The organism is Streptomyces sp. VTCC 41912, assembly GCF_045799175.1.
GTDB lineage: Bacteria > Actinomycetota > Actinomycetes > Streptomycetales > Streptomycetaceae > Streptomyces > Streptomyces albulus_C.
Genome location: NZ_JBJMAB010000036.1, coordinates 19,065 through 44,830, shown reverse-complemented (window position 1 = coordinate 44,830; position 25,766 = coordinate 19,065). Strand labels below are relative to the sequence as shown.

The following is a 25,766-nucleotide window of genomic DNA, read 5'->3' as shown; positions in this document are numbered from 1 at the left end:
GGCCCCGCCCCGCCCCGGCCGCCCGGGCCCGTCGGGGTCACCGCTTGGGATAGGGCAGCAGCGTCCGGTCCACCGCCTCCCAGGCCGTCCGCAGCCGCGCCAGCAGTTCCGGTTCGTGCCCCGCCCGGTCGGCCTGCTCGCGCGGGTCGGCGGTGAGGTGGAAGAGCTGGTCCGCGCCGCCCGTGCCCCGGTAGTACTTCCAGTCGCCGCGGCGCAGCGCCCGTTCGCCGCGCACCCGCCAGAACAGGTCGCGCTCGGCCGGCCGTTCCCCGCGCAGCAGGTAGCCGGCCAGGCTCGTCCCGTCCAGGGGGTGGTCGCGGTCCGGCCGGGCGCCCGCGACCTCCAGGAGCGTGGCCGTCCAGTCCGGGGTGAACACCGGCTCGTGGCTGACCTGCCCGGGGTCGATCCGGGCCGGCCACCGCACGATCGTCGGCACCCGGATGCCGCCCTCCTTCAGCGATGCCTTGTTGCCGGAGAGCGGCCAGTTGTACGACCAGCGTTCCCCGCCGTTGTCGCTGGCGAAGAAGACGAGGGTGTCCTCCTCCTGGCCGGAGCGCCGCAGCGCGGCCAGCACCTCGCCGACCGAGCGGTCCAGGTCCTCGACCATCTCGCGGTACTTCTCCAGCGAACCGCCGTCCTCGTGGAAGAGCGCGCTCCGGTCGCCCGCCTTGATCCGGCGGACGATCTCGGCGCTCTCCTCGGTGTCGCCGTCCGCGATCCACGGCCAGTGCGGCGTCGTGTAGTTGAGGTTCAGCAGCCAGGGTCGGTCCGCGCCGCGTCCGCCGGAGCGCTTGCCGGCCTCGGTGACGTGCGCCACCGCGCGCTCGGTGAGGATCCGGGTGTAGTAGCGCAGGTCCCGGTACTCCGCATCGCCCTCGTAGAGGTCGTACTCCCCGGCGAGCCCCAGCTTCGAGTAGTACTCCAGGGCTCCGCCGAAGTTCCCGAAGAAGGTGTCCCAGCCGGACTTGGTGGGGCTGTAGTCCGGCAGGTAGCCGCAGTGCCACTTGCCGATCAGCGCCGTGGCGTAGCCGGCGTCCCGCAGCAGCGAGGCGAGCGTGGGGTGGTCGGGCGCCAGGCCCACGCCGCGGTCGGCTATCGGCTCGGCGAGCCCGCCGGCGGTGCGGCCCGGGTAGCGGCCGGTGTAGAGCGAGAAGCGGGTGGGCGAGCAGGTCGCCGACCCGGAGTACCCCTGGGTGAAGCGGACGCCCTGCCGGGCCAACCGGTCCAGGTGCGGCGTCCGGATACCGGACGCCCCGTACGAGGAGAGGTCCGCCCAGCCCAGGTCGTCGCCGAGGATGAAGAGGATGTTGGGGCGCCGCGAGCGCCGTTGCGGGGCGGCCCGGAACGGCCGCTCCCCGGGCTGCTCCGGTGCGGCGGCAGCGGCGGCCGGAGCGCCCGCCAGGGTCCCCAGCCCGCCCACGGCGGCCGCGGCACCGACACCGGCGAGCCCGCCGAAGGCGCGTCGGGACAGGCCCGGAGTCGGGTGGGTGGGGGCTTCGTGGGACGGGGCCGCGTCGGCGGGGGAGCCGTGGGCGGCGGGTTCGTGGGCGGGGCGCTCGTGGACGGGGTCGACGGACGACATCGGTACGGGTCTCCAGAGAACTCGTGCGGGCCGGGGCGCCGCGCATCGGCCCCCGGGGACGGCGGGAGACGGGCGGGCGAGCGAACGTCGCGCATCTCACACCGACCGGACAGCGGGCATCGCGGACATCTCGCCGCGTACTGCGCGGCGAGGGGTCGGGCGGAGCCCTGGCCGTCGACCGGGAGGAAATGCGAAAGTGCAGCTCAGGGGCGGCGGCGCGGCGTCAGGCGCGGCGCGCGGCCACCCGTTGTCACCCGCGGTGACAGATCGCGCTGGCCACGCGACCGAGGTCGACGTGGCGGCGGCGCACGAGGCGCGGCGCGCGGCGGGGCGCCCGGTGACACGCCAGGCGCGCCAAGGGCTGCGGGGTCTGCATGGGCAGGAATCCTGGCCGGGCGGCCGTGGGCACGTCAAGCATGCTTAACGCCCCGTTCATGCACTCCTCCAGCTCGCAGGCCATCCCCGGTTCGGATGAATCCGCGACCTGCCCTAGACTCTGGGGCGTGCCACGTGGTGACGGACGACTCAACCACGACCTGCTCCCCGGTGAGAAGGGCCCCCAGGACGCTTGCGGCGTCTTCGGAGTCTGGGCCCCGGGGGAAGAGGTCGCCAAACTCACCTACTTCGGGCTGTACGCGCTGCAGCACCGTGGACAGGAGTCCGCGGGCATCGCGGTGAGCAACGGCTCCCAAATCCTCGTCTTCAAGGACATGGGCCTGGTTTCCCAGGTCTTCGACGAGACTTCCCTCAGTTCCCTCCAGGGCCACATCGCCGTGGGCCACGCCCGTTACTCCACTACCGGTGCCTCGGTGTGGGAGAACGCGCAGCCGACGTTCCGCGCCACCGCGCACGGTTCGATCGCGCTCGGCCACAACGGCAATCTGGTCAACACCGCCGAGCTGGCCAAGATGGTCGCCGCGCTGCCCCGCGAGGGCGGCCGGGCCACCCAGGTCGCGGCCACCAACGACACCGACCTGGTGACCGCGTTGTTGGCCGGCCAGGTCGACGAGGACGGCAAACCGCTGACCGTCGAGGAGGCCGCGCCCCGCGTCCTGCCGAAGGTCCAGGGCGCCTTCTCGCTGTGCTTCATGGACGAGCACACCCTCTACGCCGCCCGTGACCCGCAGGGCATCCGCCCGCTGGTGCTCGGCCGCCTCGAACGCGGCTGGGTGGTGGCCTCCGAAACGGCCGCCCTGGACATCGTCGGCGCCAGCTTCATCCGCGAGATCGAGCCCGGCGAGATGATCGCCGTCGACGAGAACGGCCTGCGCAGCTCGCGCTTCGCCGAGGCCCGCCCCAAGGGCTGCGTCTTCGAGTACGTCTACCTCGCCCGGCCGGACACCGACATCGCCGGTCGCAACGTCTACCTCTCCCGGGTGGAGATGGGCCGCAAGCTGGCCGCCGAGGCGCCCGCCGACGCGGACCTGGTGATAGCGACTCCGGAGTCCGGAACCCCGGCCGCCGTCGGGTACGCGGAGGCCAGCGGGATCCCCTACGGCTCCGGCCTGGTCAAGAACTCCTACGTCGGCCGGACCTTCATCCAGCCCTCGCAGACCATCCGCCAACTCGGCATCCGCCTCAAGCTCAACCCGCTCAAGGAAGTCATCCGCGGCAAGCGCCTGGTGGTCGTCGACGACTCGATCGTCCGCGGCAACACCCAGCGCGCCCTGGTCCGGATGCTGCGCGAGGCCGGCGCCGCCGAGGTCCACATCCGGATCTCGTCGCCGCCGATCAAGTGGCCGTGCTTCTTCGGCATCGACTTCGCCACCCGCGCGGAGCTGATCGCCAACGGCGCGAGCGTCGAGGAGATCGGCAAGTCGCTGGGCGCCGATTCGCTGGCGTACATCTCCATCGACGGCATGATCGAGGCGACCGCGATCGACAAGCCGAAGCTGTGCCGTGCCTGCTTCGACGGCGAGTACCCGATGGAGCTGCCGGACCCGGAGCTGCTGGGCAAGCACCTCCTGGAGTCCGAGACCAAGACCCCGGCCGCGTCCGACGTGGACGGCGTCCAGACGCTCACCGCCGGGATCGGCGGCGCCGACGCACTGCGGCGCCCGTAGAGCTCGTACCCACCCAAACGAAAGTTCTCAGCCATGTCCGCTGAATCCACCGGTGCCAGCTACGCGAGTGCGGGTGTCGACATCGAAGCCGGCGACCGCGCCGTGGACCTCATGAAGAAGTGGGTGGCGAAGGCCACCCGCCCCGAGGTCGTCGGCGGGCTCGGCGGTTTCGCCGGCCTCTTCGACGCCTCCGCGCTCAAGCGCTACGAGCGACCCCTGCTGGCCTCGGCGACCGACGGCGTCGGCACCAAGGTCGACATCGCCCGCAAGATGGGCGTCTACGACACCATCGGCCACGACCTGGTCGCGATGGTCGTCGACGACCTGGTCGTCTGCGGTGCCGAGCCGCTGTTCATGACCGACTACATCTGCGTGGGCAAGGTCTTCCCGGAGCGGGTCGCGGCGATCGTCAAGGGCATCGCCGAGGGCTGCGTGCTGGCCGGCTGCGCGCTGGTCGGCGGCGAGACCGCCGAGCACCCGGGCCTGCTGGGCGAGGACGAGTTCGACGTCGCCGGTGCCGGCACCGGCGTGGTCGAGGCCGACCGGGTCCTGGGCGCGGATCGCATCCGTACGGGCGACGCGGTGATCGCGATGGCGTCCTCCGGACTTCACTCGAACGGGTACTCCCTGGTCCGCCACGTCCTCTTGGACCGGGCCGGCATGTCCCTGGACCAGGAGGTCCCGGAGCTCGGTCGCACGCTCGGCGAGGAGCTCCTGGAGCCCACCAAGATCTACTCGCTGGACTGCCTGGCGCTGACCCGCACCTGCGAGGTGCACGCCTTCTCGCACGTCACCGGCGGCGGTCTGGCCAACAACCTGGCCCGGGTGATCCCGGACGGCCTGCACGCCACGGTCGACCGCGGCACCTGGGCACCGGGCGCCATCTTCGACCTCGTCGGCTCCGCCGGCGCGGTGGAGCGCCTGGAGCTGGAGAAGACCCTGAACATGGGCGTCGGCATGATCGCCGTCGTCCCCCAGGAGTCGGTGGACGTCGCCCTGGCGACCCTCGCGGACCGCGGCGTGGACGCCTGGGTCAGCGGCGAGATCGTCGAGCGCGGCGATCACGCGGAGGCAGTGACCCTCACCGGTGACTACGCGAGCTGACACCGCCGTGGCGGGGGGTCGCCGGCCCGGCGGCCCCCGGGGCAGCACAGAACCCGGTCCTGGGCACTCCCTGGACCGGGTCCGTAATGATGTTATGAATCCCGCGAGCGCGCAGAATGTCAGGCGCGACGACGCTGGTTCGAGGAGTGGCCTTCTTCCTCGTCGTCGTCGGCGTTATACCGTTCTGCGTACTGCGCGTACGGGTCGTCGTCCTCGTCCTCGCCCTCGAACGGCTCTCGATTCGGAGGCTGCTGGTTCGACTGCGTTGAAAGCTCGTCGGCCAGTCGCGAGAGATCCGTCCCACCGCTGCTGTACTTCAGCTGGCGGGCGACCTTTGTCTGCTTGGCCTTGGCCCGGCCGCGCCCCATGGGTCGACCCCCTCAGTGACGGGGCTCGTCGGCCCCAGAGTCTTGACACGCGTTCATGATTCAGAGCGGGCTCTCGACAGAGAGACCGGTCCGTAGGGCTTTAACGGTACCTGCTTCTGCGGCCATACGGTACGTCGCCCGCATCACCCACCGCTCGGCACGACCGGCGCGGCGCCCCGTCCACGCTGGTCAACTGCGATTTTAACCTGTCCCGTACGGCGACCCGCCGACGGGTGGTGAGGGATGTCTCCCCAACTACCCGTGGCGGGCCGCACAAGGGTGTGTTTCCGGCCACGTGGGCCGGGGGCCGTCAGGCCCTGCGGGCCTCCGCCATCCGCGCCTCGGCGAGCCGGTCGGCCGCCGCCGCCGGCGGGATGCCATCGGCCTTCGCATGAGCGAATATCGCCAGCGTGGTGTCGAAGATCTTCGCGGCCTTGGCCTTGCACCGGTCGAAGTCGAAGCCGTGCAGCTCGTCGGCCACCTGGATGACGCCGCCGGCGTTCACGACGTAGTCGGGTGCGTAGAGGATGCCGCGGTCGGACAGGTCCTTCTCCACGCCCGGGTGCGCGAGTTGGTTGTTGGCCGCGCCGCACACCACCTTCGCGGTCAGCACCGGCACCGTGACGTCGTCCAGCGCCCCGCCCAGCGCGCACGGCGCGTACACGTCCAGGCCCGGGGTGCTGATCAGCGCCGCCGTGTCGGCGACGGCGGTGACCTGCGGGTGCCGGTCGAGGACCCGGTCCACCGACTCGGTGCGGACGTCCGTGATCACGACCTCGGCGCCGTCCTTGAGCAGGTGCTCGACCAGGTGGTGGCCCACCTTGCCGACGCCCGCGACGCCGACCTTGCGGTCCCGCAGGGAGGGGTCGCCCCACAGGTGCTGGGCCGAGGCGCGCATGCCCTGGAAGACGCCGTAGGCGGTCAGGACCGAGGAGTCGCCGGCGCCGCCGTTCTCGGGCGACCGGCCGGTGGTCCACCGGTTCGTCCGGGCGACCACGTCCATGTCGGCGACGTAGGTGCCGACGTCGCACGCGGTGACGTAGCGGCCCCCGAGGGACGCCACGAACCGGCCGTACGCGAGCAGCAGTTCGTCGGTCTTGATCAGCTCGGGGTCACCGATGATCACCGCCTTGCCGCCGCCGTGGTCCAGCCCGGCCAGCGCGTTCTTGTACGACATCCCGCGCGACAGGTTCAGGGCGTCCAGCACCGCCTCCTCCTCGGAGGCGTACGGGTGGAAGCGGGTGCCACCGAGGGCGGGGCCCAGGGCGGTGCTGTGGAGGGCGATCACGGCCTTGAGGCCGCTGGCCCGGTCCTGGCAGAGAACGACTTGCTCGTGGCCGCCCTGCTCCGTGCGGAACAGGGTCTGCAGGACGCCGCCGGTGGCGTCGGCAGCGGCAGGACGTACGTCGGTCACTGTGGTGACTCCCATAGTCGCGGAGGACGCCCTCCTGCGGGTGGGGAGGGCCGGTTGGGACGAGCGTAAGTCCTGGAGGGCGGGTTGATCGGTCAGGTCGGGAGGATCACCCTCTCCCGGGGGACGGGCGTGGGACGATCTGCCGTATCCGGGCCGGGCGGGGTGGGCAACTCCGGTCGGTGGGCATTCCATTGGAGGAGCGGGCGTGGCCTTGGCGTCATCGGTGCGGGTCCCGTATGTGGCGTATCTGCGGGTCTACGAGCCGCTGGCCGCGTTCCCCGAGCCGGAGCGCTCCTACTGGGCGCGCTACGCCACGCGCGAGGTCACCCCCACGGCCGAGGACGAGCAGCGCCGGGCGCTGGCCGACCTGCTGCCGACCCCGCCTGTGCCGGTGCCGGTCCACGAGAGCGGCGACGCCTTCGTGGCCGTCGTGGACGACGTGACCTGCGTCTGCCCCTGGCGGACCCGGCTGCGCGGCTGGCAGGCACTGGAGGCCCTGGAGGAGCTGCTGCCGGCCTCGGTGCTGGACGCCGCGCTGCCCCCGGTGGTGCGCCGCCAGGCGGCCACCGACTACGAGCGCTGGCGCGAGCGCAACCCCGACGCGCGCCCCTGGATCCGCGCGGCCACCTGGCACGTCCCGGTCCGTTGGTTCGTCCTCTTCGACGACGACGAGCGGGAGTATGCGAAGGGTGACCCGGCGCCCGCGCTGCGTTACCGCACGCCCATGGTCCAGGCGCGCCGACGGGTCGCGCGCGGACTGCGCACGCTCCGGGACGCCCTGGAGGAGGGGCCTCTCATCGACGGCCTGGTAGATGTGGGGCGCTGGCTCGAAGACTTCCACCCGCGTTCGCTCGTGGAGCTGGACTACGGAGGGCTGGTGCACGCGGTGCCCGAGGGGCAGCTCGTCGAGGACCGTTCCGCCGCGGAGGTGGCGGAGGGGCTGGCGGCGCTGCGCGAGGGGGACGGCGAGCGGGCCGGTGCCGCGTACGAGAAGCTCTCGCAGCGGTGGAGCGCGGTGCGCGAACGCCAGTTCTCCAGCTGAACGCCGTGAGCCCGGGGCGGAGTTGCCGGGTGCGGAGTCCCCATTGATCGGACGTACGGGACGTAGGTCCTGATCCGGGCTATTACCCCAAGCGTGACCTAAAGCACTGACTTCGGGTCTTGCTCTCAAGGTGCACCCTCGTGCCAAAATAGGACAAGGAGCCTGACTTGGGCTCCTTCCGTCCAACTAAGGGCGGATAGATCGGTATTGCGCTCCTTGGGGGGTCTCATGGCGGCTGATCACGTTGTGACTGATCGTCACGGGGGTGTGACTGTCCGCTATGGCATGGTCCATCGGCATCCGCCAAGGTTGAACACCTGAGAGGGCAATTCCATCGGTTTGGCCGACGTGGCTGGACAGATGGTGTAGTTGTAGTGCCGAGGACAAGCCGTTCGTCCTATAACCGACTCGGCCCGCGTCCGCCATTTCGGGCAACGTGGGTCAAGGTGCAGAATTTAGAGGAAAGAACCGTGATGGTTCGGTTCTCCCGAGGAGGCCGCTCATGACCGCTCGCACCCCTGACGCCGAGCCGCTGCTTACCCCCGCCGAGGTCGCCACGATGTTCCGCGTGGACCCGAAGACGGTGACCCGCTGGGCCAAGGCAGGCAAGCTCACGTCCATCCGTACGCTCGGAGGGCACCGGCGTTACCGCGAGGCTGAGGTCCGCGCGCTGCTCGCGGGTATCCCGCAGCAGCGCAGCGAGTCCTGAATAACCGCATAACCAGGCTGTTTTCGGGCCCCCCAACCCGGAAACGCCCGTTTTTGTGCACAGCTCCACCTGCTTCACCACGCTCCACCACAGCTCCATACGACGCGGTGCCTGCCCCAACAGGCGTCACACCCCCTCCGGGTACGTCATTGATCGCGCTGGACTCCGCCGGGTCCGGCGCGATCGCTTTTTTGTGTGCGCCCGCTCCCGGGCCGCTCGCGACGCTTGGGTCACCCTGGCGCCGGTCGACTCCAACAGGGCCGCCACGCCCTCCTCAGGGGCTTTGAGGGGGGCCGCCAGACCAGACCTGGCGGTCTTCTTTGGGGATGCTGGGAGGGTGGTGCAATTGCACATATTAAATTGACCCGTTGTCACTGGGTGGTAAGTTCCCCATCCCGTGAAACTTGTTCGGTGACTCCCGTCACATCCCTGAGTTCTTGAACGGTGAACGGTGCTGGGGTATAGCGCCTTTTGGCCGTTCTTGCCTCAACAGCCTTTCACCGCGTAGCCGGTGGCGCAGGCGTCCTTGGTCACCGGAGGCCGGGACTTTCGTCCTCCGCCGGCGGCTCGCAGGCGGCCCGGGAGGGGCTGGGGGCGCTCGGGGGCACCACGGGCCCGGAGCGGGCGTCGTGCGGCTCCATGGCGAGCCGCAGGAGTTGGTGGCAGACGGGGCACTGCCGGGTCAGGTGGCGGTAGCCGTAGCGCAGCGCCGCCGACAGATGGGCGCGCAACAGCGCCCTGGTCTCGTGCCGTACCTCGGTCGTCATCGCACGCCACCTCCAGGCCCCACGCCTCTTGGTGAGTGAGTACCGGCGGCAGGTGTCGCCGTCAAGACGGCCGCACGCCTCGCCCCGTGCCCGGCGGGGCCTTCGGGCCACCTCGCGCCACCTTCCACGGGGGCGGCGGTTCGCGACGGGGAACCAGGGAATCCCCGTACGCGGCGGACAACACAACGGCCCGCACCGGAGAACGGTGCGGGCCGTGAAATGCGGTCCTGACGGGATTTGAACCCGCGGCCTCCACCTTGACAGGGTGGCGAGCACTCCAAGCTGCTCCACAGGACCTTGATCTTCGCTTTCCGCTTGCGGCGGGCTGCGAAGCAAGACTCTACAGCAGGTCAGGGGGTGCGGTCGAACTCGGTCCCGGCTGCCGCCCCGGCGCTCGGCTCGGCTACGGCGCCGCGGCGTCCACCGCCTTCATGATCCGCTTGTCGGAGACCGGGTACGCGGTGCCCAGGGCGTGCGCGAAGTAGCTCACCCGCAGCTCCTCGATCATCCAGCGGATCTCCCGGGCCGCGGCCGGCACCGGGCGTCCCTGGGGGAACTGCTCCAGCAGCCAGGCGTATTCGTCCTGCATCTCCTTCACCTTCGCCATCCGGCTGCGGTCCCGTTCGGCGTTGGTGGGCAGTTGCGTCAGGCGGCGGTCGGCGGCGACCAGGTAGCGCATCAGGTCCGGCAGCCGCTTGGCGCCGTGGGCGGTCACGAAGCCCGGCTTGATCAGCTCCGCCAGCTGCTCCTTGACGTCCGTCAGCGACGGCAGCAGGGACGCGAACGAGGTCGCCTTCAGCCGGCGCTCGCACGCCTGCCAGGCGGCCAGCACCTCCTGCACCTGCTGGATGGTCTTCAGCGTCGCGTCGACGAGGTCGGCCCGCACCGCGTCGAAGAGCTTGCGGAACGCCTCCTCGTCCCAGGCCGGACCGCCGCGCGCCGCGATCAGCCGGTCCGCCGCCGCGGTCACGCAGTCCTCGAAGAGCGCCGCGATGGAGCCGTGGGGATTGCGGGAGAGCGCCAGCTTCTGCTGGTTGCTCAGCTTGTCCTGGGCGAACTTGGCCGGGTTGGCGGGGACGTTGAGCAGGATGAGGCGGCGGGTGCCGGCCCACATGGCCGTCAGCTGCTCGGCCTCGGTGTCGAACAGCCGCACCGCGACGCTGCTGCCCTCGTCGACCAGCGCCGGGTACGCCTTCACCGGCTGGCCGGCGCGGCGGGTCTCGAAGGTGCGCGGCAGCGTGCCGATCGTCCAGGACGTCAGTCCGGTGCGCTGCTCCGGGCCGGCCGGCGGGGTCTCGCCCCGGTCGCCCCTGCGGTCCTTGCCGGGACGCTCGGCGGCCTGCTCGAAGGCCCGGGAGATGGCGGCGCGGGTCTTCGGTTTCAGTTGGAGCCGCAGCGCCTCCAGGTCCTTGGCCTCGGCCAGCTTGCGGCGCCGTTCGTCGACCACCCGGAAGGTGATCTTCAGGTGGTCGGGGACCTTGGCGAGGTCGAAGTCCGCGGCCTCCACCGGCACCCCCACCATCCGCTGCAGGCCGGCGGCGAGCGAGGTCGTCAGCGCGCCCTGGAGGGGGACGGTGGAGTCCAGGAACCGGGCGGCGAAGTTCGGCGCCGGGACGTAGTTGCGGCGGATCGGCTTGGGCAGCGAACGGATCAGTTCGGTCACCAACTGCTCGCGCAGGCCCGGGATCTGCCAGTCGAAGCCCTCGGCGGCCACCTGGTTGAGGACCTGGAGCGGGACGTGGACGGTGACGCCGTCCGCGTCCGCGCCGGGCTCGAACTGGTAGGTGACCTTGAACTTCAGCTTCCCCTGGCGCCAGGAGTCCGGGTAGTCGTCCTTGGTGACCGCCTCGGCCGACTCGTTGATGAGCATCGAGTGCTCGAAGTTGAGCAGCTCCGGCTCTTCCCGGTGCTTCTTCTTCCACCACGCGTCGAAGTGCGCCCCGGAGACCACGTCCGCGGGGATCCGCTGGTCGTAGAAGTCGAAGAGCGTCTCGTCGTCGACGAGGATGTCGCGGCGTCGGGCGCGGTGCTCCAACTCCTCGACTTCGCCGAGGAGTTTGCGGTTGTCATGGAAGAACTGGTGGTGGGTGCGCCAATCGCCCTCCACCAGGGCGTTCCGGATGAACAGGTCACGGGAGACCTCGGGGTCGATCCGCCCGTAGTTGACCTTGCGCTGGGCCACGATCGGGACGCCGTAGAGCGTCACCCGCTCGTAGGCCATCACCGCGGCCATCTTCTGTTCCCAGTGCGGTTCGCTGTGGGTCCGCTTCACGAGGTGCTCGGCCAGCGGCTCGATCCACTCCGGCTCGACCCGGGCGTTGACCCGCGCCCACAGCCGGGAGGTCTCGACCAGCTCGGCGGACATCACCCAGCGGGGCGGCTTCTTGAAGAGGGCGGAGCCGGGGAACACCGCGAACTTCGCGCTGCGGGCGCCCAGGTACTCGTTCTTGGCGTCCGCGTCCTTGAGTCCGATGTGCGAAAGCAAACCGGCGAGCAATGACGTGTGGATGTGGTCCGGCGCCGCGTCCGTCTCGTTGAGGTGGACGCCCATGCCCTTGGCGACCGTGCGCAGCTGCGTGTAGATGTCCTGCCACTCGCGTATCCGCAGGTAGTTCAGGAACTCCGTGCGGCACATCCGGCGGAAGGCGGACGAGGAGAGCGCCTTTTGCTGCTCGCGGACGTAACTCCAGAGGTTGAGGAACGCCAGGAAGTCCGACGTCTCGTCCTTGAAGCGGGCGTGCTGCTGGTCGGCCTGCTGCTGCTTGTCCGACGGGCGCTCGCGCGGGTCCTGGATGGACAGCGCCGCCGCGATCACCATGACCTCGCGGGCGCAGCCGTTGCGGTCCGCCTCCAGCACCATGCGGGCCAGTCGCGGGTCCACCGGCAGCTGGGAGAGCTTGCGGCCCAGCGGGGTCAGCCGCTTGCGGGCGTCCTTCTGCGTGGCGTCCAGCGCGCCCAGCTCGCGCAGCAGGTCGATGCCGTCCTTGATGTTGCGGCGGTCCGGCGCGTCGATGAACGGGAACTTCTCGATGTCGCCGAGGCCGGCCGCGGTCATCTGGAGGATGACGGAGGCGAGGTTCGTCCTGAGGATCTCCGCGTCGGTGAACTCCGGGCGGGTCAGGAAGTCGTCCTCGGAGTACAGCCGGATGCAGATGCCGTCGCTGGTCCGGCCGCAGCGGCCCTTGCGCTGGTTGGCGCTGGCCTGCGACACCGGCTCGATGGGCAGCCGCTGCACCTTGGTGCGGAAGCTGTAGCGCGAGATCCGGGCCATGCCGGGGTCGATGACGTACTTGATGCCCGGGACGGTCAGCGAGGTCTCGGCGACGTTGGTGGCCAGCACGATCCGGCGGCCGCTGTGCCGCTGGAAGACGCGGTGCTGCTCGGCGTGCGACAGCCGGGCGTACAGCGGGAGCACCTCCGTCGCCGGCAGGTTCTTCTTGTTGAGCGCGTCCGCGGTGTCCCGGATCTCGCGCTCGCCGGAGAGGAAGACCAGGACGTCGCCGGGGCCCTCGGCCTGGAGTTCGTCCACCGCGTCGCAGATCGCGGTGATCTGGTCGCGGTCGGGGTCCTGGCCGCCCTCCTCCAGCAGCGGGCGGTACCGCACCTCCACCGGGTACGTGCGCCCGGAGACCTCGACGATCGGCGCGTCCCCGAAGTGCCGGGAGAACCGCTCGGGGTCGATGGTCGCGGAGGTGATGACCACCTTCAGGTCCGGGCGCTTGGGCAGCAGCTGCGCCAGGTACCCCAGGATGAAGTCGATGTTGAGGCTGCGCTCGTGCGCCTCGTCGATGATGATCGTGTCGTACTGCTGCAGCTCGCGGTCCGTCTGGATCTCGGCGAGCAGGATGCCGTCGGTCATCAGCTTGACGAGGGTGTCGCCGCCGACCTGGTCGGTGAAGCGGACCTTCCATCCGACCGCCTCGCCCAACGGGGTCTTCAGCTCCTCGGCCACCCGCTCGGCGACCGTACGGGCCGCGATCCGGCGCGGCTGGGTGTGGCCGATCAGGCCCCGGACCCCGCGCCCCAGCTCCAGACAGATCTTGGGGATCTGGGTGGTCTTCCCGGAGCCGGTCTCGCCCGCGACGATCACCACCTGGTGGTCGCGGATGGCCGCGAGGATCTCGTCCTTCTTCTGGCTGACCGGGAGTTCCGGCGGATAGCTCACCGCGGGCATCGCCTCGCGCCGCTGCGCCACACGCAGCTCCGCCTCGTCGAGGCCGGCGGCGATCTCGGTGAGCACCGCGGCCCGCGCCTCGGGCTTGCGGATCCGGCGCGCGCCGTCGAGTCGGCGCCCCAGCCGCTGCTGGTCGCGCAGCATCAGCTCGGGAAGTCGCTTCAGCAGGGAGGGCAGCGTGGAGGCGGCGCCGTCGGACGGGGCGGAGGCAGGCTGACTGGACATACGTCCCCCAGGATCTCACCTCGCGGAAAAGACTGGCGAACGATTTGCCGGCGGCGGCCGGTCCGGCGCCCCCACCTGCGGTGATCGTCGCGGCCCGGGCCCGGCGCGCGCCGGCGCCGCGGCCGGGACGGCCCGGAACCCCCCGATGGGCCGCGGCGGGAGCCGGCCCGCTCGGCTCGGAAGATCCCGAGCGGTATGTCCGACATGGGTGCTTTAGCGTGTTGGGCATGCGTGATCATGAAGAGGACGCCGCTCCCCATGGCGCACACGGCCGGCCCCGGAGCTGGTCGCAGCGGTGGACGGCCTTCACGGCATCGCCCTTCCTCCCGGCGGTCGTGCTGATGTTCATCCTCGCCGCGGCGGCCGGCCTCTTCGCCGGCTCGTACACCTACGCCATGGCCAACCCGGCCCCGCGCCACATCCCCACCGCCGTGGTCACCACCCCCGCCGCCCCGCAGCAGCGGGCCTTCGTCGCCGGCATGGAGCAGGCCCTGAACGCCTCCCTCCAACTGACCGACTACGCCACCTACGCCGACGCCCGGAACGCCGTCGACGAGCAGCGCGAGTTCGCGGTGCTGCGCGCCCACGGGCGCGGGGTGGGGCTGGACGTCTCCGGCGCCTCGGGCGCGTCGGTGGCCCAACTGCTGTCCGAGGCCGCCGCGAAGGTCGGACCGGCCACCGGCGTGCCCGTCACCGTCCGCGACGTCACACCGCTGCAGCACGGCGATCCGCGGGGGCTGGCGCTCTTCTACATCTCCCTGGCGGCCGTGATCATCGGCTTCGTCGGCGCCATCCAGCTCAGCGTGCACGCCCGCGCCCTCAACCCGGCCGAACGGACCGCCTTCACCGTGGCCAACGCCCTGCTCGGCGGCTTCGCCATCGCCGCGGTGGCCGACTGGTGGCTGGGCGCGCTCCGGCTGCCGTTCGTCGAGTCCTGGATGATCCTCGCGCTGACCATGTTCACGTCCGGCATGGTCTTCACGATGTTCAACACCCTCATGGGCCGCTGGGCGATGATCCCCACCTGGGGGCTGATGGTCCTGCTCGGCAACCCCTCGTCCGGCGGCGCGGTCTCCTGGCCGCTGCTGCCGTCCGCCCTCGGCCAGATCGGCCGCTGGCTGCCACCGGGTGCCTCCGTCAACGCCCAGCACACCGCGGTCTACTTCGGCGGTCACCAGCACGCCTTCCCGTTCCTGGTGCTGGCCGGCTGGTCGGCGCTCTCCTGCGCGGTCTTCTGGGGCTGGCGGCACCGCCACCCGGGCGGCCGCGAACCGTCCCCGCCGCCCGCGCACGCCGCCGACGCCTGAACCGGCGGCTGTCCTCTGCGGGCCCGCCAGCGGGGCGGAACTTCCCACCCGGCCGCTCCGGCACGGATTTCTCGGACCTGCGGAATGCCCGACAAAGAACCCGACAAAGAACCCGACAAAGAAGAAGGTCCCGGTTCAGATGAACCGGGACCTTCTCCCAATGGGTGTGGCTGGGGCCGGGGTCGAACCGGCGACCTTCCGCTTTTCAGGCGGACGCTCGTACCAACTGAGCTACCCAGCCGCAGCGGTCCTGACGGGATTTGAACCCGCGGCCTCCACCTTGACAGGGTGGCGAGCACTCCAAACTGCTCCACAGGACCTTGCATTGTGCGAGGTGGCTTGCACCAGTCTCGCACACGGTGGTGCGTGCCCCCAACGGGATTCGAACCCGTGCTACCGCCTTGAAAGGGCGGCGTCCTGGGCCACTAGACGATGAGGGCTGATGGCCCGCCTTGGCGCCGTTTCCGGCTCCGTCGGGGACGTGAGAAGCATATGGGATGGGAGGACCGTTCGCCAAAACGGTTTACCCGGGCCCGTCGGAAGCCGTCGCCGACGGGTCGGCTGACGGGGTGCCGCCCGGCGCCGCGGGCCGGTTCTCGCGGGGCAGGTGACGGCTGACCTCGGCGCGGGTCAGGCCCAGTCCCCCCAGCGTGATCTCGTCCCACGCCTGGAGCCGTTTGGTGGTGCGGTCCAGGTAGAGCACCGACGCCTGGACGGGCGCGGGCTGCTTGTCCTGGACGGCCCGCAGCCCGCCGCCGCCCGTGGAGCCCTCGACCATCAGCCGGGTTCCCTGGGGGAGCGTGGTGATCTCGCGGTGGTGGACGTGGCCCGCCAGCGCCAGCGGGACCAGGCCGTCGGTCTCCGTCACCGCGGTCGGGTTGTGCGCGAGGGCGATGTCGACCGGGGTGCCGGCGAGTCGTTGGGTGCGCAGCGCGTCGGCGAGTCGGCCGCCGGCGGTGCGTTCGGCCGCGTCGCCGGCCGGCGCCACCGAGCGGTCCGGCGTGAACTGCGGGTCGCCGACGCCCGCGATGCGGACCCCGGCCACCTGGGCGACCCGCCCGCCGTCGAGGACGGTGACGTGCTTGCGGGCGGTCAGGTAGCGCTGGGTGCCGCGCGAGTCGTGGTTGCCGCGGACCCAGACGTACGGCGCGCCCAGGGTGGAGGCCGGGTCCAGGAAGTGGTTCTCGGCGGCCGAACCGTGGTCCATGGTGTCGCCGGTGTCGATGATCACGTCGATCCGGTACTGCTTCACCAGTGAGGCGATGAGGTGCCAGCTGGCCGGGTTCAGGTGGATGTCGGAGACGTGCAGCACCCGCAGGGTGGTCGGGTCGGGCTGGTAGGCGGGCAGGGTCGAGGCGGTGTCGTAGAGCTTGCTGACGTTGGTGACCAGGCGCGCCAACTCCTTTTGGTAGACGTCGAATTCGCTGACGATGCTGCGGGCGTTGCCGACCACGGACGGGGCGGAGGAGAGCAGTCCGGAGAACCGCGGCTCCAGTACGGACTGGGGGTTCCAGGTGGCGTACGCGGTGGCGCCGGAGGCGGTGAGCAGGGCGAGGGCGAGACCGCCGGCGGCCAGTGCGCGGCGCGGCCGCCGGTAGACGACCAGGCCCAGCGCGGTCGCGCCGCCGACCGCCGCGCCGCAGGAGGCCACCACCAGGCCGGCGGCGCCGCGCAGCACGTCGTGGGTGACCTGTGCCTGGAGGCCGGCGAACCGTTCGGGGTGGTCGACCAGTTCCGCTGAGCGCGCCGGGTCCAGCCGGTCGACGTCCACGTCGAGGCGGATCGGGGCGGCGTGGCTGTCCAGTTCCAGGTCGCCCAGCGGCGGAACGGTGATCCGGGTGCCGCCGGCCAGGGACGGGCGCAGCGCCATGCTGGTGTCCACCGGGCCGACCGGGGCCCGCACCCCGCCGAGGGCCAACAGCCCCAGCCAGGCGCCGAGCACGCTCACGGCCAGCAGGCCGAGGGCCCGGGCGTACGGGCCGGCGGACGGCCCGGGCGCGGCGCCGGGTGCCGCGCGGCGGACGGTCGGTGAGCGCCGTCCGGCGCCGGGGGGCCCGGGTGCGGCCGGGTGGCTCCGGCGACCGGGGCGGCGGGGGCCCGGGAAGCGGAGGCGGAGGCGGCCTGGCGGGTCGGGGCGGGGTGTCCGGGAGCGCGCGGCGCGGGCCATTGGTCCCCTATGCCCGCTGTGCCGGCCGTCATGCGGGACGGGCCGGTTCCGCCCGCGGGCGGGCGGCGGTGACGGACAATGGGGGCGTGCTGGAAATGACGCGCGAGGAGTTCGAGGAACTGGTCGCCGAGGCGTTGGACCGGATCCCGCCGGAGTTGACCCGGCTCATGGACAACGTGGCGGTCTTCGTCGAGGACGAACCGCCGGCCGACGATCCCGACCTGCTCGGGCTCTACGAAGGGACCCCGCTCACCGACCGCGGCGAGTGGTACGCGGGCGTCCTGCCGGACCGGATCACCATCTACCGGCGTCCGACGCTGCGGATGTGCGACACGCGGGAAGACGTGGTCGCGGAGACCGAGGTGACGGTCGTTCACGAGATCGCACACCACTTCGGGATCGACGACGCGCGGCTGCACGCGCTGGGCTACGGCTGACGACCCCCGCCCGCGCCGGCCGGATCCGGTGCGGGTGTCCGCCGCCGCGTGTCCTCCGCCGGGGGGCGGGAGTTGGGCAGGGCGTCCGACGCCGTCCCGCGCCCCGGATCCGGAGGTCCCGCCCGTGTGCCCGATGCCCCCTCGTCCGCAGTCCGTCCCCGATCCGTCCCCGCCCGGGGCCGCCGCCCGCAGAGGGGCCGCCGGGGCGGCCGGGCGCTCGATGGCGCGCGTCACGGCCGCCGCGGTGACCGTCTCCGCGCTGGCCGCCTCGCTGGCCGGCTGCATGAGCGTCAGCGATCCCGGACAGCCCACGCCGTCCGGCAGCACCGCCCGGCACGGCGACGAGAAGGGGCGGCCCCACCGCCCAGGCGGGCTGACCGTCGACGGGCGGGGCGGCGGTCCGCACCGGGCGGGCCACGGCGGGCCCGCGCGGCCGGCGGACGGCGGCGCCGGGCCGGCCGGCGAGGGCGACGCCGGCGCCTCGCCGAGCCCCGAGCCGTCCGCGCCGCAGTCGGCCCCGGTGGCGCCCCCGCAACCCGCCCAGCCGTCCGGCCCCGAGCCGGGGCCGGCGCACGGCAGGCCCCCCGGCCCGGGCGGCCCCGCGGGCCCGGCACAGCCCTCGCCGTCCCGTTCCGCCCACCCGTCGTCCCCGCCCAGCGCACCGGCCCCCGGCACGCCGAGCGCCCCGCCCGCCGGGCCGTCGGGCGGACCCGCGTCACCGGCCGGCGGCGCGCAGGCGTCCGGACCGTCGCCCCTGTCCCCGAAGCTCTCCCCGAAGTCGTCGGGGGCGGCAGGGGCGGCAGGGACGTCCACGGCTGCGGCGTCGTCGGCCGCGCGCTCGCCGGTGCCGGGGAGCGGCTCCGCATCGCTGTCCGCGGGGGTGTCGCCGCAGGTGGAGTGGGACGCCTGAGGGTCCGAGCGGGGCCGGCGGGGGTGGGGTGCGGTCGGGCTCATTTGCCTTGCGGGGGGAAGGGTGCGTATGGTGGTAGATCGTTTGATCCCATTTGCCCGGCGCCTGAAAACAGCGCGCCGTGTGGCGCGTTCTCTCCCTTGCCGTGGCTGACCGCATAGAGGCGGTCTTTGCGAAATCACACGGAGTTGTGGGCGCGTGCCGAGACTCCGGAAGGTTTCGCATTTCGCATGTCCGTTTCCCTTGATCAGTCCGCCCTGCCCGCGAACGACGAGCAGCCCGAGCCCACCGAGACCCAGGCGGTCGTCACCGACGAGCTGACGCCGGCGGTGGACGCCGTCGAGGCCGAGGCCGTTGAGGCCGCCGAGGCCGCTGCTGAGGCCCTCGACGCCGCCGAGGACGACGACGCCCAGACCGTGACGTTCGCGGACCTCGGACTCCCCGAGGGCGTCGTCCGCAAGCTCGCGCAGAACGGCGTCACCACCCCCTTCCCGATCCAGGCCGCGACCATCCCGGACGCGCTGGCCGGCAAGGACATCCTGGGCCGCGGCCGCACCGGCTCCGGCAAGACCCTCTCCTTCGGTCTGCCGACCCTGGCCCGCCTGGCCGACGGCCACACCGACAAGAAGAAGCCGCGCGCGGTCATCCTCACCCCGACCCGTGAGCTCGCGATGCAGGTCGCGGACGCCCTCCAGCCCTACGGCGACGTCCTCGGCCTGAAGATGAAGGTCGTCTGCGGCGGTACGTCCATGGGCAACCAGATCTACGCCCTGGAGCGCGGCGTCGACATCCTCGTCGCCACCCCGGGCCGGCTGCGCGACATCATCAACCGCGGCGCCTGCTCCCTGGAGGACGTCCAGGTCGCCGTCCTCGACGAGGCCGACCAGATGTCCGACCTGGGCTTCCTGCCCGAGGTCACCGAGCTGCTCGACCAGGTGCCCGACGGCGGCCAGCGGATGCTGTTCTCGGCCACGATGGAGAACGAGATCTCCACGCTGGTCAAGCGCTACCTGACCAACCCGGTCAGCCACGAGGTCGACAGCGCCCAGGGCAACGTCACGACCATGACCCACCACGTCCTCGTCGTGAAGCCGAAGGACAAGGCGCCGGTCACCGCCGCGATCGCCGCCCGCAAGGGCCGCACCATCATCTTCGTCCGCACCCAGCTGGGCGCCGAGCGGGTCGCCGAGCAGCTGATCGAGGCCGGCGTCACGGCCGACGCGCTGCACGGCGGCATGACGCAGGGCGCCCGCACCCGGGTCCTCGCGGACTTCAAGGACGGCTACCTCAACGCGCTGGTCGCCACCGACGTCGCCGCCCGCGGTATCCACGTCGACGGCATCGACCTGGTCCTGAACGTCGACCCGGCCGGTGACCACAAGGACTACCTGCACCGCTCGGGCCGCACCGCCCGCGCCGGCCAGTCCGGCACCGTCGTCTCGCTGTCGCTGCCGCACCAGCGCCGGCAGATCTTCCGCCTGATGGAGGACGCGGGCGTCGACGCCTCGCGTCACATCGTCGGCGGCGCCGGTGCCTTCGACGAGGAACTGGCGCGGATCACCGGTGCGCGTTCGCTCACCGAGGTCCAGGCCGATTCGGCGAACAACACCGCCAAGCAGGCCGAGCGCGAGGTCAGCGTCCTCACCAAGGAGCTGGAGCGGCTGCAGCGCCGCGCCACCGAACTCCGCGAGGAGGCCGACCGGCTGACCGCCCGGGCCGCCCGCGAGCGCGGCGAGGACCCGGCGGAGGCGCTGGCGGTGACCGCGCAGGCGGCCGCCGAGGCGGCTGCGGAAGCGGCGACCGAGGCCACCGTGCCGGCGCAGGCCGGGCCGAGCGACCGTCGCCCCGAGCGCCGGGACGACCGCGGTGGCGCCGGTCGTGACCGTCGTGACGAGCGCGGCAACTTCGAGCGCCGGGACCGTCGTGACGACCGCGGTGGTCGTTCCTTCGACCGCCGTGACGACCGTCGTGACGAGCGCGGTGGCTTCGGTCGGGACCGTGACCGGGACCGTCGTGACGACCGCGGTGGTCGTTCCTTCGACCGTCGCGACGACCGTCGTGACGAGCGCGGCGGCCGTTCCTTCGACCGCCGTGACGACCGACGCGACGACCGCGGTGGCTTCCACCGGGACCGCGGCGAGCGCCCGGCCCGTCCGTTCAACCGCGACGACCGCTCCGGCAGCCGTCCCACCGGTGGCTTCCGCTCCGGCGGCGACCGTCCGTTCAACCGCGACGACCGCTCCGGCGGCCGGCCGTCCTCCGGTTACCGTTCCGGCGGCGACCGCCCCTACGGCCGGCGCGACGACCACCGCGGCTCCGGCAGCGCCTCTGGCAGTGCCTCCGGCTTCGGCCGTCGCGAGGACAAGCCGCGCTGGAAGCGCAACGGCTGAGTCGGCCGTGACCGGCGGCGTGGCTGATACCCGTCGCTGACCCGCACCACCCGCCCAGGGCCCGTACGGCATCGAAGTGCCGTACGGGCCCTGGGTTTTGACGTGCTGCGGGCGGCCGGGACGGGCTGCGGGTCGGCGCAGTCGGCGGGGGACGCGGGCGGCTCGTGGCGCCCGGGAAGCAGCCGTGGCCGGGGAATCGGGGGCGTCCGGCACCGGTTGCGGCACGCCGTTGATCGGCCAGATCCCCGATGCCTTCGGGCTGCGGCGCGTCCTCCGGCTATGCTGCTCGGTGCGGGCCATTAGCTCAATTGGCAGAGCAGTGGACTTTTAATCCATTGGTTCAGGGTTCGAGCCCCTGATGGCCCACCAGGTGGAGCACGCGGTGCTCCGACGGAGAGCGGCGCCCCGACCGGTACGACGGTCGGGGCGCCGCTCGTTGTGCGTGCGGGGTGCTCCCGGGGCGGTGCCGGAACCCGGTGGGGAGGACCCTTAGGGGGCGGGGCGGCCCCAGCCCGTTCCTCCCCCGTTCGGCGCAGGAGGACTCGCCGGGCGGCGCGGTGCCGGCAAGCCTTGAACCGGCAGTGCCTCGGGGAGCGCGTGCGGTCAGGACGCACCCGGCGGGCGTGGCGCGTGGCTGGCAGGCGCGTGCCACGTACCCGGCAACGGCGCTGCGCTGGGACCCGGCGGGTGCGCCGCCGGGCGGACCGGGGCGCGGACGGATCCGGAGTCGGAACGGGGCGTGCGGGCGGAGCACGGCGGTGCCGTGACCCGCGCCGGACGCCACCGGGCGGGCGGACTGGGAAGAGGCCGGTGCGGATGGTGCGAGGCGGCGGGAACCGCACGGGCGAGGAGGAACGGCGGGCGCGCCGCAACCAGATGTCCTCGTGGGGGCGGCCGTTGGCGCGCTGGCTCCCCGCCGTCCTCATCGGCGGCGGCGTGCTCTTCGACCTCGTGACGCCGCCCCAGTACACCGCGGCCCCGTTCCTCTCCGCCGCCCCCCTGGTCGCCGCCCCGCTGTACTCCCTGCGGGCCACCGCCGGCACCGCCCTGGCCGCCGTCGTCACCGAGGTCCTGCTCGCCACGTACCACGGGGCCGAGGACTACCACCAGTCCGCCACCGAGGCGATCACGGTCGTCGTGGTGGCCCTGATGGCGCTCGGCATCAACCGGGTCGTCCGGCGCAGCGACGCCCGGCTCGCCTCCGTGCGCGACGTCTCCGAGGCCGCCCAACGGGCCGTGCTGCCGGCGCCCCCCGACACCCTCGCCGGCCTGGCGGTCGCCGCCCGCTACGTGGGCGCCCGGGCCGGTGCCCGCATCGGCGGTGACCTGCACGCCATCCAGGACACCCCGCAGGGCGTGCGGATGATCGTCGGCGACGTCCGGGGCAAGGGGCTGGAGGCCGTCGAGGCCGCGGTCGTCGTGGTCGGGGCCTTCCGCGAGGCGGCGGAGCAGGAGGCCACCCTGGAGGCGGTGGCGAGCCGGCTGGAACGGGCGATCGAACGGGAGGGCGGGCGCCGCGCCGGCCTGGACCAGGACGAGGGCTTCACCACGGCCGTCCTGGCGGAGGTCCCCGCCGGGAACCAGTCCGTGCTGCGCATCCTCAACCGCGGCCACCCGTCCCCCCTGCTGCTCACCCCGGACGGCGGCCTACGGGAGCTGCCCCCGTCCACCGCGGCGCTGCCGCTGGGACTGGGCGACGTGGCCGGGTGGCCCGACCGCGCGGACGAGACGTTCTTCCCCGCCGGGGCGCTGCTGCTGCTGTTCACCGACGGGGTGACCGAGGCCCGCGACCGGGCCGGGCGGTTCTACGACCCGTGCGCCCGGTTGCGCGGCAGCCAATTCAGCGGCCCCGGGGACCTGTTGGACGTGGTGGTCGAGGACGTCGCCCGGCACACCGGCGGGGGCCCCGCCGACGACATGGCCCTGTTGGCGGTCCAGCGGCCCCTGGAGGCGTAGCGCGGGGCGCCGGTGAACGGGCGGGGCGGCCGGGTTACGGCAGCGGCGGACGCAACCAGTGGATGCTCTGGCCGTGCGGCCCCGTCAGGGCCACCGGGCGCTCGTCCAGGGCGAGGGTCAGCAGCATCGGGTCCCCCGGCCCGAGGGACCGGTGCTCCGGCGCGGTGATCCACGGCAGCACGCCGTGGTGCTCCTGGGAGATCCAGTGACCCGGGCCGTCCCGTTCGGCCAGCACCGACCGGACGAGCCCGGCGAACTCCTCGCGTCGGGCCGGCGGGAGGTAGTGCAGCACCGCGCTGTGGAAGACGACGAGCGTCGCCCCGGCCGGTGCCCGGGCGGCCAGCGCCGGCAGTTCGTCGATCAGGTCGCCGCGCACCACCGTGGGCCGCGGCGACGCCCGGACCGCCTCGACGGCCGCCGCGAGCCGTGCCGCCCGGGCCTCGTCGCCGGGCCACACCAGGGCGTGCAGCCAGCGCAGGTCGTCCGGCGTCCCGACCGGGTCGAGCGGTTCCAGGTCGATGCCGCCGCGCCAGACGACCTCGGGCCGCGCGCCGGGCGGCACCGTCGCGCCGTCGTCCCAGGGCGCGGCCCCACTGGTGCGGCAGGTGAGGGTGACCGCGCTGTCCGGGGCGCCGGCCTCGACCGGTTCCCCGTGGATGCCGGGAGGTCCGTCGGGGACGTACCGGTAGCGGTACCGGTCGGGGTGCAGGCACAGCCCCGCCGACGTCCCGACCTCCAGGAGGGCCAGCGGCTGGGGCAGCCGGGCCAGCAGCGGCAGTAACGCGGCGCAGCGGGCCGGCTCGTTGGTCTGGGTCGCGCGCCGCATGATCACCGCGCGGACCTCGTCCCAGTGCCGGACCGTCCACTCGCGCCACCGCCCGTACGCCGCCTCGCCGCGCGGGCCCGCCTCGGCGTGCGGGCCGTCCAGGTAGCGCACCGCGGCGAGCAGCAGGTTCGGCTGCTGCTTGTTCCCCGAGGGCAGCGAACGGGCCAGCAGTTCGCAGATCTCGTCGTCCTGTCCGATCCGGGCGGAGAGTTCCTCGTGCGCGTCGGACCGGCCCCGCGCCTCGTGCCAGGAGAACTCCCGGTACCGAACCGCCACGTCCCGTGGGGTGTTGACGGTGCTTCCGGTGTTCGCGACGTTGACGACCATGAGGCGACGTTACCGCCCTCACGTTCCGTAACTGCGGGGCGTCCCTCCGCATAACGACTGGCGCACAATCGCCGCGAGATCGTTTGGCGATGCCGCGCCAACTCGCCCTGTTTGCGGTCGGACTGGGGGTAAAAGTCCACGCCAGAGCTTCTTCGGGGGGCTTGCGGAACCCCCGCGGATTCGTGGGAACGCTTGGATTTCCCGCACCGTCTCTATTACTGTCCGATAACGGAGCGCGGTCGTCCCAGCCGTCGCCAATGGCGGCACCGCGCGCCGACGCCGAATCCTGCACGCGCTGTTCCCGCACCTCCAGAACGACCCTTGAGCCACCCGCCCGAGCCGGCTTTCCGCACGGCGCGACCCGCGTCCTCGACCCGAGTCGAGTCGCCTGGATCGGCCGGTTCCGGGGGTCCTGTCGGATCCGCCTGGAATTGCAGGGAATTGAGTAGAGGGAACCGGGGAACCACCACCTTGGGGTGAATCGGGCGCCTCTCGCCAGGGGGTGCCGGTAGGAGACCTTCCTGCTCCGAACCCGTCAGCTAACCCGGTAGGCGAGAAGGAAGGAAAGGAGTGCGCCCCCGTGGCGTCCAACAGGCCCGCCCCCCATGCTCCGTCCGCGTACAGCCTCGGTGGCCCCGCCGACTTCGGTGGCCCGGTCGGCTTCGGCGGCCCCGCCGGCTTCCCCGTTCCCACGACCGTCGGTGACCCCGCCGGCGTTCCCGCCCCCACTGCCGTGAGCGGCCCCGACGACGTCAGCGCAGTCCCCGCTGTCGGTGGCCCGACCGACGACGCAGCTCCCGCTGGAGCGCCCCAAGTCCCCTCGCCGTACGGCCAGTTCCCGGGACAGCGGCCCCCCGGTGAGGTGTTCTCCCACGACCTGCTGACGCCGGAGCCGCCGCCCCAGGGCGCGCCGGGCGGCGCCGAGCCGTCGGCCGGCCCCGCCGGTGCGGACGCCGGCGACGCATCGGCGGGGCCGGTCCGCGGCAAGCACCGGGTGGCCAAGCAGCGCAGCGGCGGGCTGGCGCGCGGCGGCACGGTGCTGGGCGTCGGCGTGATCGCGGCGGTCGGCGCGAGCGGGGTGGCCGCGGCCGAGGACCGGCCGCCGGTGCCGATATCGGTGCCGGACCCCGGTGGCGTGGTCGACGACGCCACCGGTGCCCTCCAGGACGCCGGCCCCCGCGCGGCCGACGCCGGTGCCGCGCCCGTCGCGACGCTCGCCGGCACGGACTCCGCAACGGAGGGCTCCGCCCCCTCGGTCGGCCCCGCCGCGTCCCGTCCGCAGGGCGACGCCGCCACCGCGGGCGGCGCGCCGGGCGCGGGGCCCGCCGAGGCGCTGCGCCACCGCATCCTCCAGCAGGCCGACGGCCGACCGGGGGCCACGGAGGCCGAGACCGGCAGCGATGCGGACGCCGGACCGGACGCCGCACGGGACGCCGGACCGGACGCCGGCCCGGCGGACGAAGCAGCGCCCGACGCGGCATCCGGGACGGCATCCGACGCGGCGGCCGAGCCGGCTGCGCCCGCGTCGCCGGCCCGCCCGGTGGCCTCGGACGACCGGCCCGCCGACGGGGCGGGGACCGCCGTCGCCCCGGTCTCCTCGTACACCCTCACCACCGGCTTCGGGCAGGCCGGCGACCGTTGGGCCGCGGACCACACCGGGCAGGACTTCACGGCCCCGACCGGCACGCTGGTCAGGGCGGTGCACGACGGCACCCTCACCCAGGCGGGCTGGGCCGGCGGCTACGGCTACCGCATCGTCCTCACCCTCGACGACGGCACGCAGCTCTGGTTCTGCCACCTGTCCTCGATGGTCAAGACGACGGGGCGGGTGCACGCGGGCGACGTCATCGGCCGGGTCGGCGCCACCGGGAACGCCACCACGCCCCACCTCCACCTGGAGGTCCGCCCGGACGCCGGCGCCCCGACGGACCCGCTGCCCTGGTTGCGCGACCGCGGGGTCACGGTCTGACGGGCGCACGGAGCCGGAGCCGACCGCCC

Annotated in this window: 18 protein-coding genes, 5 tRNA genes and 1 riboswitch; of the genes, 11 read left to right on the top strand and 12 right to left on the bottom strand. The window is 72.8% G+C overall.

All coding sequences use genetic code 11. From position 1 onward, the window contains the following. Positions 1-37 precede the first annotated feature (37 nt). Together ACJ6WD_RS33135 and ACJ6WD_RS33130 are read right to left on the bottom strand one after the other, a co-directional pair. Positions 38-1,582, bottom strand: a complete 1,545-nt coding sequence (locus tag ACJ6WD_RS33135) for a sulfatase (RefSeq protein ID WP_233660359.1) — start codon at positions 1,580-1,582, stop codon at positions 38-40. A gap of 250 nt (positions 1,583-1,832) precedes the next feature. After that, positions 1,833-1,958: a putative leader peptide gene (locus tag ACJ6WD_RS33130; protein WP_376171736.1), complete on the bottom strand. Its 126-nt coding sequence runs from the start codon at positions 1,956-1,958 to the stop codon at positions 1,833-1,835. A 127-nt stretch (positions 1,959-2,085) separates the two neighbouring features. Between ACJ6WD_RS33130 and purF the strand changes: the two genes are divergently transcribed. Both purF and purM read left to right on the top strand, forming a co-directional pair. Beyond that, positions 2,086-3,645: an amidophosphoribosyltransferase gene (purF, locus tag ACJ6WD_RS33125; RefSeq protein WP_016575264.1), complete on the top strand. Its 1,560-nt coding sequence runs from the start codon at positions 2,086-2,088 to the stop codon at positions 3,643-3,645. A gap of 33 nt (positions 3,646-3,678) precedes the next feature. Continuing rightward, on the top strand, positions 3,679-4,749 hold the full coding sequence (gene purM / locus ACJ6WD_RS33120; protein ID WP_233660360.1) for a phosphoribosylformylglycinamidine cyclo-ligase: 1,071 nt from the start codon (positions 3,679-3,681) through the stop codon (positions 4,747-4,749). Positions 4,750-4,868: 119 nt separating this feature from the next. On the opposite strand, the gene ACJ6WD_RS33115 is transcribed toward purM, so the two are convergent. Then, the gene (locus tag ACJ6WD_RS33115) at positions 4,869-5,117 is read right to left on the bottom strand and encodes a DUF3073 domain-containing protein (RefSeq protein WP_016575266.1); all 249 of its coding nucleotides are present in this window, start codon (positions 5,115-5,117) and stop codon (positions 4,869-4,871) included. A gap of 310 nt (positions 5,118-5,427) precedes the next feature. Then, a complete protein-coding gene (locus ACJ6WD_RS33110; RefSeq protein ID WP_233660361.1) occupies positions 5,428-6,546 on the bottom strand; it encodes a Glu/Leu/Phe/Val dehydrogenase dimerization domain-containing protein in 1,119 nt (372 codons plus the stop codon). Positions 6,547-6,736: 190 nt separating this feature from the next. Here ACJ6WD_RS33110 and ACJ6WD_RS33105 point away from each other — a divergent pair, with 190 nt between their 5' ends. Next, positions 6,737-7,573 (top strand): hypothetical protein, encoded by an 837-nt coding sequence (locus tag ACJ6WD_RS33105; protein WP_233660362.1) that lies wholly within the window; start codon positions 6,737-6,739, stop codon positions 7,571-7,573. A 502-nt stretch (positions 7,574-8,075) separates the two neighbouring features. Further along, entirely contained in the window at positions 8,076-8,282 is a 207-nt protein-coding gene (gene bldC, locus ACJ6WD_RS33100; RefSeq protein ID WP_003980577.1) for a developmental transcriptional regulator BldC, read from the top strand. A gap of 530 nt (positions 8,283-8,812) precedes the next feature. Here bldC and ACJ6WD_RS33095 read toward each other — a convergent pair. From ACJ6WD_RS33095 to hrpA, 3 genes are all read right to left on the bottom strand, one after another. After that, positions 8,813-9,049 carry a DUF6274 family protein gene (locus ACJ6WD_RS33095; RefSeq protein WP_376556264.1) on the bottom strand — a complete coding sequence of 79 codons (237 nt, stop codon included), beginning with the start codon at positions 9,047-9,049 and terminating at the stop codon, positions 8,813-8,815. Positions 9,050-9,271: 222 nt separating this feature from the next. Continuing rightward, positions 9,272-9,346: transfer RNA gene (locus tag ACJ6WD_RS33090), tRNA-Asp, on the bottom strand. Positions 9,347-9,452: 106 nt separating this feature from the next. Beyond that, positions 9,453-13,448: an ATP-dependent RNA helicase HrpA gene (gene hrpA, locus ACJ6WD_RS33085; protein WP_331248379.1), complete on the bottom strand. Its 3,996-nt coding sequence runs from the start codon at positions 13,446-13,448 to the stop codon at positions 9,453-9,455. A 227-nt stretch (positions 13,449-13,675) separates the two neighbouring features. Here hrpA and ACJ6WD_RS33080 point away from each other — a divergent pair, with 227 nt between their 5' ends. Further along, positions 13,676-14,755, top strand: a complete 1,080-nt coding sequence (locus ACJ6WD_RS33080; RefSeq protein WP_407617119.1) for an ABC transporter permease — start codon at positions 13,676-13,678, stop codon at positions 14,753-14,755. A 167-nt stretch (positions 14,756-14,922) separates the two neighbouring features. Here the strand turns inward: ACJ6WD_RS33080 and ACJ6WD_RS33075 are convergent. The 4 genes from ACJ6WD_RS33075 to ACJ6WD_RS33060 form a co-directional block, all read right to left on the bottom strand. Further along, positions 14,923-14,996: transfer RNA gene (locus tag ACJ6WD_RS33075), tRNA-Phe, on the bottom strand. A 4-nt stretch (positions 14,997-15,000) separates the two neighbouring features. Further along, positions 15,001-15,075 (bottom strand) — tRNA-Asp (locus ACJ6WD_RS33070). Positions 15,076-15,122: 47 nt separating this feature from the next. Further along, positions 15,123-15,195, bottom strand: a tRNA-Glu gene (locus ACJ6WD_RS33065). An 83-nt stretch (positions 15,196-15,278) separates the two neighbouring features. After that, entirely contained in the window at positions 15,279-16,922 is a 1,644-nt protein-coding gene (locus ACJ6WD_RS33060; protein ID WP_407617118.1) for a metallophosphoesterase, read from the bottom strand. 86 nt (positions 16,923-17,008) lie between these two features. On the opposite strand from ACJ6WD_RS33060, the gene ACJ6WD_RS33055 reads away from it, so the two are divergent. The 5 genes from ACJ6WD_RS33055 (at position 17,009) to ACJ6WD_RS33035 (ending at position 22,615) form a co-directional block, all read left to right on the top strand. After that, positions 17,009-17,359, top strand: a complete 351-nt coding sequence (locus ACJ6WD_RS33055) for a metallopeptidase family protein (RefSeq protein ID WP_016578497.1) — start codon at positions 17,009-17,011, stop codon at positions 17,357-17,359. 220 nt (positions 17,360-17,579) lie between these two features. Beyond that, positions 17,580-18,269 carry a hypothetical protein gene (locus tag ACJ6WD_RS33050; RefSeq protein ID WP_407617117.1) on the top strand — a complete coding sequence of 230 codons (690 nt, stop codon included), beginning with the start codon at positions 17,580-17,582 and terminating at the stop codon, positions 18,267-18,269. A 230-nt stretch (positions 18,270-18,499) separates the two neighbouring features. After that, positions 18,500-20,659 carry a DEAD/DEAH box helicase gene (locus ACJ6WD_RS33045; protein ID WP_407617116.1) on the top strand — a complete coding sequence of 720 codons (2,160 nt, stop codon included), beginning with the start codon at positions 18,500-18,502 and terminating at the stop codon, positions 20,657-20,659. Positions 20,660-20,952: 293 nt separating this feature from the next. Then, positions 20,953-21,028: transfer RNA gene (locus tag ACJ6WD_RS33040), tRNA-Lys, on the top strand. Between the two features lie 447 nt (positions 21,029-21,475). Next, positions 21,476-22,615: a PP2C family protein-serine/threonine phosphatase gene (locus tag ACJ6WD_RS33035; RefSeq protein ID WP_407617115.1), complete on the top strand. Its 1,140-nt coding sequence runs from the start codon at positions 21,476-21,478 to the stop codon at positions 22,613-22,615. A gap of 34 nt (positions 22,616-22,649) precedes the next feature. On the opposite strand, the gene ACJ6WD_RS33030 is transcribed toward ACJ6WD_RS33035, so the two are convergent. Then, positions 22,650-23,768: a DUF2332 family protein gene (locus tag ACJ6WD_RS33030; protein WP_407617114.1), complete on the bottom strand. Its 1,119-nt coding sequence runs from the start codon at positions 23,766-23,768 to the stop codon at positions 22,650-22,652. Between the two features lie 412 nt (positions 23,769-24,180). Continuing rightward, positions 24,181-24,337, top strand: a riboswitch (cyclic di-AMP (ydaO/yuaA leader). Between the two features lie 11 nt (positions 24,338-24,348). On the opposite strand from ACJ6WD_RS33030, the gene ACJ6WD_RS33025 reads away from it, so the two are divergent. Then, positions 24,349-25,737 carry a peptidoglycan DD-metalloendopeptidase family protein gene (locus ACJ6WD_RS33025; protein ID WP_407617113.1) on the top strand — a complete coding sequence of 463 codons (1,389 nt, stop codon included), beginning with the start codon at positions 24,349-24,351 and terminating at the stop codon, positions 25,735-25,737. Positions 25,738-25,766: the final 29 nt, after the last annotated feature.

Bases quoted from the DNA above. Each gene is read 5' to 3' on its own strand.
- ACJ6WD_RS33135 (WP_233660359.1), bottom strand. From the start codon at position 1,582: ATGTCGTCCGTCGACCCCGTCCACGAGCGCCCCGCCCACGAACCCGCC.
- ACJ6WD_RS33130 (WP_376171736.1), bottom strand. From the start codon at position 1,958: ATGCAGACCCCGCAGCCCTTGGCGCGCCTGGCGTGTCACCGGGCGCCC.
- purM (WP_233660360.1), top strand. From the start codon at position 3,679: ATGTCCGCTGAATCCACCGGTGCCAGCTACGCGAGTGCGGGTGTCGAC.
- ACJ6WD_RS33115 (WP_016575266.1), bottom strand. From the start codon at position 5,117: ATGGGGCGCGGCCGGGCCAAGGCCAAGCAGACAAAGGTCGCCCGCCAG.
- ACJ6WD_RS33110 (WP_233660361.1), bottom strand. From the start codon at position 6,546: ATGGGAGTCACCACAGTGACCGACGTACGTCCTGCCGCTGCCGACGCC.
- bldC (WP_003980577.1), top strand. From the start codon at position 8,076: ATGACCGCTCGCACCCCTGACGCCGAGCCGCTGCTTACCCCCGCCGAG.
- ACJ6WD_RS33095 (WP_376556264.1), bottom strand. From the start codon at position 9,049: ATGACGACCGAGGTACGGCACGAGACCAGGGCGCTGTTGCGCGCCCAT.
- hrpA (WP_331248379.1), bottom strand. From the start codon at position 13,448: ATGTCCAGTCAGCCTGCCTCCGCCCCGTCCGACGGCGCCGCCTCCACG.
- ACJ6WD_RS33080 (WP_407617119.1), top strand. From the start codon at position 13,676: ATGCGTGATCATGAAGAGGACGCCGCTCCCCATGGCGCACACGGCCGG.
- ACJ6WD_RS33060 (WP_407617118.1), bottom strand. From the start codon at position 16,922: ATGGCCCGCGCCGCGCGCTCCCGGACACCCCGCCCCGACCCGCCAGGC.
- ACJ6WD_RS33050 (WP_407617117.1), top strand. From the start codon at position 17,580: ATGGCGCGCGTCACGGCCGCCGCGGTGACCGTCTCCGCGCTGGCCGCC.
- ACJ6WD_RS33045 (WP_407617116.1), top strand. From the start codon at position 18,500: ATGTCCGTTTCCCTTGATCAGTCCGCCCTGCCCGCGAACGACGAGCAG.
- ACJ6WD_RS33035 (WP_407617115.1), top strand. From the start codon at position 21,476: ATGGTGCGAGGCGGCGGGAACCGCACGGGCGAGGAGGAACGGCGGGCG.
- ACJ6WD_RS33030 (WP_407617114.1), bottom strand. From the start codon at position 23,768: ATGGTCGTCAACGTCGCGAACACCGGAAGCACCGTCAACACCCCACGG.